We start from the raw sequence: 8,464 nt of genomic DNA, 5'->3' as shown, positions 1-8,464 counted from the left end.
GGAGAACCGGAGGCGGATGCGCGAGCTCGGCCTGATCATCGGGCTGCGCGGCTCGGTGGCGCGCGTCACCGCGGGGATCGCCGCGACGATGGCGAAGCGGCCGAATCAGGATGTGGCGCCGGGGGACCGCGCGCGATCCGTTCTGCGCGAGCGAAAGGTCGCGTACGCGGATGCCGACGTCATCTTCGACGTGGACCGCGACCCGACGGCCGATGACTCCGCGGACGCTATCGCGGCCTGGCTCGTCGCGGCGCGCGGCATCCGCGTCGATGTCGGCGGCGAGCGTCCGTATCCCGTCCTCGTCCGCGCAGGACTCCTCGACCAGGTCGGCACGCACCTCGCCGATCTCGGTTGGTCAGGGCGCATCGCCGTCGTGAGCGAGCCCGTCGCGGCCGCGCGATACGAGGCGCGTCTGTTGCGCTCCCTCACGCATGCCGGCCTCGATCCGATCGCGCTGCGACTGCCGACCGGCGAGAGTGCGAAGTCCGTTCGCGCGATCGCGAAACTCTGGGGCGACCTCGCGTCAGGCGGACTTGGGCGCGACGGTGGGATCGTCGCGCTCGGCGGCGGTGCGGTGGGTGACGCCGCGGGGTTCGCCGCCGCGACGTTCCAGCGCGGCGTGCGCGTCGCGCACGCTCCGACGACGCTCCTCGCAATGGTCGACGCCGCGATCGGCGGAAAGACGGCGATCGACATCGCCGAAGGCAAGAACCTGGTCGGCGCGTTCCATCCGCCCGACGCGGTGTTCGCGGACGCCGGCGTCCTCGCGACGCTGCCGCAGCGTCAGCTGTCCTCGGGCCTCGCGGAGGTCGTCAAGAGTGCGTTCCTCGCGGACCGCGACGCGGTCGCGCACGTCGAGCGCTCGCTGGACGCCGTGCTGCGCGGCGATATCGGGCCCCAGCTCACGACTGTCGCGCTCGCGGCCGAGGTGAAGGCCGGCATCGTCACGCTCGATCCGCGCGAGACGGGCCTGCGCGAGCTCTTGAACTTCGGCCATACCCTGGGGCACGCGTACGAGGCCGCGTCGAGCTACCGCGTGACGCACGGGGAGGCTGTCGCGATCGGCCTCGTGTTCGCCTCGGCGCTCTCCGAGACGCTCGGGCTCGCCCCCCGCTCACTGCGGATCGACATCGAGCGGCTGCTTGCGCGTGCCCGGTTGCCCATCCGCGCCCACCTCACGCGCGACGTCTGGACCTACCTCCAGCGTGACAAGAAGGCGCGCGCGGGCAAGGTGCGCTGGATCCTTCCACGGCGCGTGGGACTGTTCAGCGAGGTCACCGATGTCGGCGAGCGGACGCTTCGCGAGGCCGCCCGGCTCGTGCAGGGTCGTGCCGCATGAAGCGCTATCTACTCGTGAACGGGCCCAACCTGAACACGCTGGGCACGCGCGAGCCCCAGATCTACGGCACGACCACGCTCGATGAGGTCGTTGCCCGTTGCACAGCGGTCGCGCGCGAGGGTGGCGCGACGCTGGTGGCCTTCCAGTCGAACCACGAGGGAGCGCTCATCGACTTCCTGCAGCAGCAAGCCGCGGCCGATGGTGCCATCATCAATCCTGGAGGACTCGCCCACACGTCGGTCGTCCTGCGTGACGCAGTCGCGGCCTGCAAATTCCCGGTCGTCGAGGTGCACATCAGCGACGTCACGAAGCGCGAGCCATTCCGTCACCATAGCTATCTTGCGGACGTGACCGGCAACCAGGTGATCGGCCTGGGTGTCGTGGGCTACGAGGTCGCGCTTCGCTGGCTCATCGAGGAGACGAGGAAGCAGTGATAAGCACCGGTGAGATCAAACGCGGCATCACCGTCGAGATCGACGGGCAGCTCTACCAGATCGTCGAATTCCAGCACATCAAGATGGGACGCGGCAGTGCGCAGGTGCGCATGAAGCTGCGCAACGTGCGCAAAGGTGATCTCATCGAGAAGACGGTCCAGGCCGGCGAGCGCTTCCAGCGCGCCCGCCTCGACCACCGCATCGTGCAGTTCATGTACAAGGACGGCACGCACTACCACTTCATGGATACGAAGACGTACGACCAGATCGCGCTCGATGCCGACCAGCTCGGTGACGCCGTGAATTACCTCACCGACGGCATGGAGGTCACCCTCAACGAGTACGAGGGCGACCCCATCGGTGTCGACATGCCGGCATCGATCGTGATGACCGTCGCCTCGACGGATTTCGGTCTCAAGGGCGACACCGCGACCGGCGCGACGAAGCCGGCGACGCTCGAGTCCGGGCTCAAGGTCAACGTTCCGCTGTTCGTGAAGGCGGGGGACAAGATCAAGGTCGACACGCGGACGGGTGAGTACCTCGAGCGCGCCTAAGGACGTCCTGCGTGTCGGGCAGCTCGCCATCCGGCTGGCCGAGCACATCCAATCGGGCGACGAGTTCAAGGACCTCTGGGTCGAAGGCGAAGTCTCGCAAGCTCGCGTATCGCCGGCGGGTCACGTCTACTTCACGCTGCGCGACAACGTCGGTCAGCTGCAGTCGGTGCTCTTCGCATCGCAGGCTGCGCAGATCGCGCTCACGCCGCGCGACGGCGCCAAGGTCCTCGCGCACGGGTGGGTCGAGTTCTATCACCGTGAGGGCCGCTGCCAGCTCCGCATCGACGATGTCCGTCCGGCGGGCGCCGGCGATGCGTACCTGCGCCTCGAGGCGCTCAAGCGGCGGCTCACCGCCGAGGGCCTCTTCGCGCAGGAGCGGAAGCGCGCGCTCCCGCCAACGCCGCGACGTGTCGGGGTCGTGACGAGCCCGATCGGCGCCGCCTGGCGCGACGTGCAGACCGTCGTCGCGCGTCGCGATCCGCGCGTCGAGCTGATCCTCGCTCCCGCACAGGTGCAGGGCATCGGCGCGGTCGAGTCGCTCATCGGCGCGCTCGACGGGCTCGGGCAGCTGCGCGACCTGGACGTCGTGATCATCGCGCGTGGCGGCGGCCCGAGCGAGGATCTCGCCGCGTTCAACGACGAGGCGCTGGTGCGCGCGATCGCGCGCTTCCCCAGGCCGGTCGTCTGCGGCGTCGGGCACGAGACCGACGTGACGCTGGCGGACCACGCCGCGGACGTGCGCGCGCCGACGCCATCGGTCGCCGCGGAGCTCGTCGTGCCCGACTCGACGCGTCACCAGGTCGCCGCGGAGCGGCTGTGGCGCCGCGTCACGACGCGCATGCGCGAAGCGCTCGAGGGTCGCCGGCGGCGGCTCATCGAAGCGCGCCGGCTGGTCGAGCGTCGCGCGCCGCCCGCGAAGGTCGCCGCGCTGCGGCAGCAGCTTGACGAAGGCCGGCGCCTGCTCGACCGCGCCGTGTCGCGCCTGGTGCCGTCGCGCCGCCAGCGGCTCGTCGCAGCACATCGCCGTCTCGAGGCGTTGTCGCCGCTGAAGGTGCTCGGGCGCGGCTACGCGATCGTCGAGGGCGCGGACGGGCGCGTGCGCGCATCGGTCGCCACGCTACTGCCAGGCGAAGGCGCGAGACTGCGCATGCGCGACGGACGCGCGGATGTCACGGTAGAGAAGGTGGAGAAGAGTGGCTGAGGCCGAGCCGAGCATCGAAGAAGCCCTCACGCGTCTCGAGGCGATCGCCGACCGGCTCGAGGATCCCTCGCTCGACCTCGACGAGGCGGTGCGTCTCTACGAAGAGGGGCTGCGTCTCTACGAGCGCGGCGCGAAGAAGCTCGACGCCGCCGAGCTACGGATCACCCAGCTCGCGGACGCGCTGCAGAAGCAGGCGAAGGAGCGGACCTCGTAGGACTCAGGCCGTACGGACGCGGCGAAGGAACGGCTCGAGCGTTTCCAGGAACGGCTCGGGTCGGAACCCATGCACGACATGGCCGTGGCCGGGAAAACGTCTCACCGTGAGGTCTTTGATCTGCCGCTTCAGCATGAACTCCGCGGAGTCATCGAACGCCGCGCCGAGCCGCGGCTCGCCCGTCACGACGAGGAGCGGTGCGCTCACCTTGGTGATGGAGGCCGCGATGAGCGACGCGCTCGGGTCCGCGCTGGACATCCGCCAGTCGAGGAACGCTGGGTCGACGTCCCTGAAGTACGTCGCGACGCGGTCCGCGGCGTAGAAGCCGCGCATCTCTCCGTAGGTGCGCTCGCCGTGCGGCCCGGGTGAGGGGAGCAGGCGCTTCTCGACCGCTTTCAGGAACGCCTTCGGGTCCTCGCGCGCGTCGAGCGCGTCGCGCAGCCCCTGGTAGCGCTCGCGCTCCCACGGCGTGCCGTACCTCAGGGGCGGATCCTCGAGCACGAGCGCTCGTACGAGCTCGGGCGCGTCGGCCGCGGCGACAAGCGCGGTGACCGCGCCGAGCGAATGGCCGATGACCACCGCGGGCGCTTTCACGACCTCACGCAGGACGCGGACGGCGTCGTCCGCGAAGGCGCGAAGCTCGTAGCTCTGCGCGCGCTCGCTGCGGCCGTGACCTCGCTGGTCGTACGAGACGACGCGGTAGCGCGTCGCGAGCCGCGGGAAGATGTTCTCCCAGTCCTCCGAGCGATAGAGGCTCGCGTGGATGAGAAGGATCGGCGGCTCGCCCGGCAGGCCGCCCGCGGAGTCGTAATAGGAGAGCTTCGGCTCCCCCTTCAGGGTTCGCGCGCGTGGCAGACGCTTCGGCACCGGTCGCAGTATGCGAAATACGCGAGAATCGCCGCGTGAAGCGTCGGGTACGGCTCGATCAGCTGCTGGTGCAGCGTGAGCTCGCACCGAGCCGCGAACGCGCTCAAGCGCTGATCCTCGCCGGCGCGGTCCGTGTGTCCGGTGACCGCGCCGACCGCGCCGCCGCGCCAGTGGAGGAGGATGCCGTCGTCACCATCGAAGGCGGGCCGCGCTTTGTTTCGCGCGGCGGCGAGAAGCTCGAAGGCGCTCTCGCCGACTTCGGCCTCGACGTGGCCGGCGCGGTCGCGCTCGATGTGGGCTCGTCGACCGGTGGCTTCACTGATTGCCTGCTGCAGCGCGGAGCCTCCCGCGTCTATGACGTCGACGTTGGCAAAGGGCAGCTCGATTGGAAGCTGCGCAGCGATCCGCGCGTGCGTGTCATGGAGGGCATCAATGCCCGCGAGGGCTTCGATCTCCCGGAGCCGGTGGACCTCATCGTGGCCGATCTCTCGTTCATCTCGCTGCGCTTGGCGCTGCCGCCGTCGTTCCGCCATCTTCGCGACGGCGGCGCCATCGTCGCCCTCGTGAAGCCGCAGTTCGAGGCCGGCCGGGACGCGGTGGAGAAAGGCGGCATCGTCCGCGACGACAAAGCGCGCGCGGACACGGTGGTCGCGGTCGCCGAGCACTTCGCGCGCGAGGGTTCCGGCGTCATCGCCGCCGCCGCCTCGCGCGTCGCCGGGCGCGAAGGCAATCGCGAGATCTTCGTGCATGCGGTGAAGGGCGATCCGGGTCTCGCCGCCGCCGAGCTGCGCGCTGCTGCGGAGCGAGCGGCCGCGTGAAGGTCGCGCTGTGCGTCCGGCCGGACCGGTCCGATGCCGTGCGGCAAGCGCGCGATGCCGCGCAGCGCATGCGTGCCGCGGGCCATGAGGTCGTGGACGTCCACCTCGACACGCCCGAGGCCGGAGCGGGCGCGAAGGGCGCGACGATCGCCTGCATCCTCGGCGGCGACGGCACCATGCTCCGTGCGGCGCGCGCGATGTCGCCGCTTGGCATCCCGATGCTCGGCGTGAATCTTGGGCGCCTTGGCTTCCTGACGACGATCACGATCGACGATCTCGACTCGGCGATCGCCGACGTCGCGGCCGGCCGCCACAAAGTCGAGGAGCGAACGCTGCTCGACGCGCGGCTCTCCCGTGAGGGAACTGAGATGCGCTTCCTCGCGCTCAATGACGTGGTGGTCGCGCGCGGCGCGGCGGTGCGCTCGATCCACGTCGCGGTCCGCGTCGATGGCGAGCCACTCATCGTCTACTGGGCCGACGGCGTCATCGTCGCGACGGCGACGGGCAGCACCGCGTACGGCTTCTCGGTCGGCGGTCCGCTCATCCTCCCGAGCTCGCAGGCGATCATGCTCGTGCCGATCGCGCCGCATCTCTCGTTCGGCAACGCCGTCGCGTTCGATCCCGACCAGCGCATCGAGCTCGAGGTGCAGGATCCGGCGAGGATCTCGATCGACGGTCAAGAGGAGCACGACCTGCGATCCGGTGATCGGATCGCGGTGCGGCGCTCGGAGACCGTCGCGAAGTTCGTGCGCACGTCGCACGCGCGTCCGTTCCTTTCGCTGCTCCGCGAGAAGATCCTGAAGGAGCCGGGCACATGAGCGACGCGAAGGCCGCAGTCGATGCGATCCGAGCGAAGACGAAACACCAGCCGGTCGTCGCCATCGTCCTGGGCAGCGGACTCGGCGGGCTCGCCGACGACGTGCGCGACGCGGACCGCATCCCGTACGCGATGATCCCGGGCTGGCATCGCAGCACCGCACCGGGCCATGCCGGCGAGCTTGTCGTTGGCACGCTCGAAGGAAGGCCCGTCGCTGTGATGAAGGGACGGCTCCACTACTACGAGGGCTACGACATCCAGGACGTCGCGTTCCCGGTCCGCGTGTTCAAGGCGTGGGGCATCGACACGATCATCCTCACGAACGCGTGCGGCGGGCTGAATCCGTCGTACGAGAACGGCGACCTCATGGTCATGAGCGACCACATCAACTTCATGGGAACGAATCCGCTGCGCGGCGCGAACGACGACACGCTCGGTCCGCGATTCCCCGACATGGTCGGTGCCTACACCGAGGAGCTGCGGAGGCTCGCGCATGCGGTCGACCCGAAGCTCAAGGAGGGCGTGTACGTCGCGGTCGCCGGCCCGAACTTCGAGACGCCCGCGGAGCTGCGCATGCTGCGCAGCTTCGGCGCCGACGCCGTCGGCATGAGCACCGTCCCGGAAGTGCTCGTCGCGCGTCACATGGGTATGCGCATCCTCGCGATCTCGACCGTCACCGACATGGCGACCGGGATCCCCGGCCTGATCCAGCACGTCACGCACGAGGAAGTCCTCGCGGTGGCGAACAGGGCGGGCGCGCGTCTCGGCAATGTGATCAAAGGCGTGGTCGCCCGGCTGTGACGCCGCTTACGGCACCGCGCATTCCGATGCCGTGCCCGGCCTCACGCGGCTGGTAGTGCGGGTCGTCGAGCTCATCGAGCGCAAGCGTGACGGTGGGAAGCTCACCGCCGAGGAGATCGACCACCTCATACAGGGCTACACGAGAGGCGAGGTCCCCGACTATCAGATGTCCGCCTTCCTCATGGCGGTGGTGTGGCGCGGCATGGACGCGAAGGAAACGGCGGCCCTGACCGCGAGCATGGTCGGCTCGGGCGAGCGCCTCGATCTCTCGCGCTTCGGTCGCGTGGTCGACAAGCACTCCACCGGCGGAGTGGGGGACAAGACCACGCTCGTCGTTGCGCCGCTCGTCGCCGCGTGCGGCCTTCCCGTCGCGAAGATGAGCGGACGCGGCCTTGGCTTCTCCGGAGGGACGCTCGACAAGCTCGAATCGTTCGCCGGCTACCGCGTCGATCTCACGACCGCGGAGTTCCTGGCGCAGCTCGGCCGGATCGGCATCGTCGTCACCGGCCAGACGAAAGAGCTCGCGCCGGCGGACGGACTCCTCTATGCGCTGCGCGATACGACCGGCACCGTGCCGGCGATCCCCCTCATCGCCTCGAGCATCATGTCGAAGAAGATCGCCGCCGGCGCGCAGGCCGTCGTGCTCGACGTGAAGGTCGGCAGCGGCGCCTTCATGAAGGATCTCCCGTCCGCGCGCGCGCTCGCGCGAGCGATGGTCGCGATCGGCGTCGCGCATGGCCTCGCGGTCACCTGCGAGCTCACCGATATGGAGCAGCCGCTTGGACGCGCGGTCGGCAACGCGCTGGAGGTCGCCGAAGCGATCGAGACGCTGCGCGGTCGCGGGCCCGCGGATCTGGTGAAGCTCGCTCGTGTTGCCGCCGCGGAGATGCTCGTGCGCGGGCGCAAGTCGCGCGACACGAAGAGCGCCCTCGCCGCGGTCGATCGCGCGCTCGCCGATGGGAGCGGGCTCGCCAAGCTTCGCGACCTTGTGGCCGCGCAGGGGGGCGACGCACGCGCGGTCGATGACCCGAGCCGGCTCCCGCACGCGCCGCGTGTGGAGCGCCTCGTCGCGAGTCGCACCGCGTTCGTCGCCGCGATCGCGGCGGACCGCGTCGGCATGGCATCGGTGCGGCTGGGCGCGGGCCGCGAGAAGAAAGGCGACCCGATCGATCTACGTACGGGCGTGGTCCTGCACGCCAAGGTCGGCGACCGCGTCGAGCGCGGACAGCCTTATGCGGAGGTCCACGTCTCCGTCAAGCCAGGGGATGCGGACGCGACCAGTGAGATCCGCGCGGCGTTCCGGTGGAGCGCGCGACGGGTAGCGCCGCGGCGCCTCATCCTCGGCCGCATCGCGAGCCGCTGACCTCCATAGACTGAACGAATGATCGGAGCACGCCGCGGCATCGGCGGTCCTGGCGG

The 8,464-nt window shown here is 70.0% G+C and carries 10 protein-coding genes; 9 read left to right on the top strand and 1 reads right to left on the bottom strand.

Annotated elements, in window-relative coordinates; genetic code table 11:
* The 5 genes from aroB to xseB form a co-directional block, all read left to right on the top strand.
* On the top strand, window positions 1–1,339 hold a 1,339-nt coding region (gene aroB / locus VI056_03450; GenBank protein HEY6202077.1), incomplete at its 5' end, for a 3-dehydroquinate synthase.
* Window positions 1,336–1,773 (top strand): type II 3-dehydroquinate dehydratase, encoded by a 438-nt coding sequence (aroQ, locus tag VI056_03445; GenBank protein ID HEY6202076.1) that lies wholly within the window; start codon window positions 1,336–1,338, stop codon window positions 1,771–1,773. The genes aroB and aroQ, both read left to right, overlap by 4 nt.
* Window positions 1,770–2,327, top strand: coding sequence for an elongation factor P (gene efp, locus VI056_03440; GenBank protein ID HEY6202075.1), 558 nt, complete (start codon window positions 1,770–1,772; stop codon window positions 2,325–2,327). The genes aroQ and efp overlap by 4 nt, the downstream gene beginning before the upstream one ends.
* Window positions 2,305–3,528, top strand: a complete 1,224-nt coding sequence (gene xseA, locus VI056_03435; protein HEY6202074.1) for an exodeoxyribonuclease VII large subunit — start codon at window positions 2,305–2,307, stop codon at window positions 3,526–3,528. The genes efp and xseA overlap by 23 nt, the downstream gene beginning before the upstream one ends.
* A complete protein-coding gene (xseB, locus tag VI056_03430; GenBank protein HEY6202073.1) occupies window positions 3,521–3,742 on the top strand; it encodes an exodeoxyribonuclease VII small subunit in 222 nt (73 codons plus the stop codon). Before xseA ends, xseB begins: the two co-directional genes overlap by 8 nt.
* 3 nt (window positions 3,743–3,745) lie before the next feature.
* Here xseB and VI056_03425 read toward each other — a convergent pair whose 3' ends face one another.
* Window positions 3,746–4,609: an alpha/beta hydrolase gene (locus tag VI056_03425; GenBank protein HEY6202072.1), complete on the bottom strand. Its 864-nt coding sequence runs from the start codon at window positions 4,607–4,609 to the stop codon at window positions 3,746–3,748.
* A 35-nt stretch (window positions 4,610–4,644) separates the two neighbouring features.
* On the opposite strand from VI056_03425, the gene VI056_03420 reads away from it, so the two are divergent.
* Genes VI056_03420 through VI056_03405 form a run of 4 tightly spaced genes read left to right on the top strand, consistent with a single transcriptional unit; the run spans window position 4,645 to window position 8,408 of the window.
* Complete coding sequence (locus tag VI056_03420; GenBank protein HEY6202071.1) at window positions 4,645–5,427, top strand: TlyA family RNA methyltransferase; 783 nt, start codon at window positions 4,645–4,647, stop codon at window positions 5,425–5,427.
* Entirely contained in the window at window positions 5,424–6,245 is an 822-nt protein-coding gene (locus tag VI056_03415; GenBank protein HEY6202070.1) for an NAD(+)/NADH kinase, read from the top strand. The genes VI056_03420 and VI056_03415 overlap by 4 nt, the downstream gene beginning before the upstream one ends.
* Entirely contained in the window at window positions 6,242–7,045 is an 804-nt protein-coding gene (locus VI056_03410) for a purine-nucleoside phosphorylase (protein HEY6202069.1), read from the top strand. The genes VI056_03415 and VI056_03410 overlap by 4 nt, the downstream gene beginning before the upstream one ends.
* Window positions 7,046–7,076: 31 nt before the next feature.
* The gene (locus VI056_03405) at window positions 7,077–8,408 is read left to right on the top strand and encodes a thymidine phosphorylase (GenBank protein ID HEY6202068.1); all 1,332 of its coding nucleotides are present in this window, start codon (window positions 7,077–7,079) and stop codon (window positions 8,406–8,408) included.
* Window positions 8,409–8,464 lie beyond the last annotated feature (56 nt).

Source organism: Candidatus Limnocylindria bacterium, from assembly GCA_036523395.1.
Taxonomy (GTDB): domain Bacteria; phylum Chloroflexota; class Limnocylindria; order P2-11E; family P2-11E; genus CF-39.
This window is presented reverse-complemented; position numbering and strand designations above follow the sequence as displayed.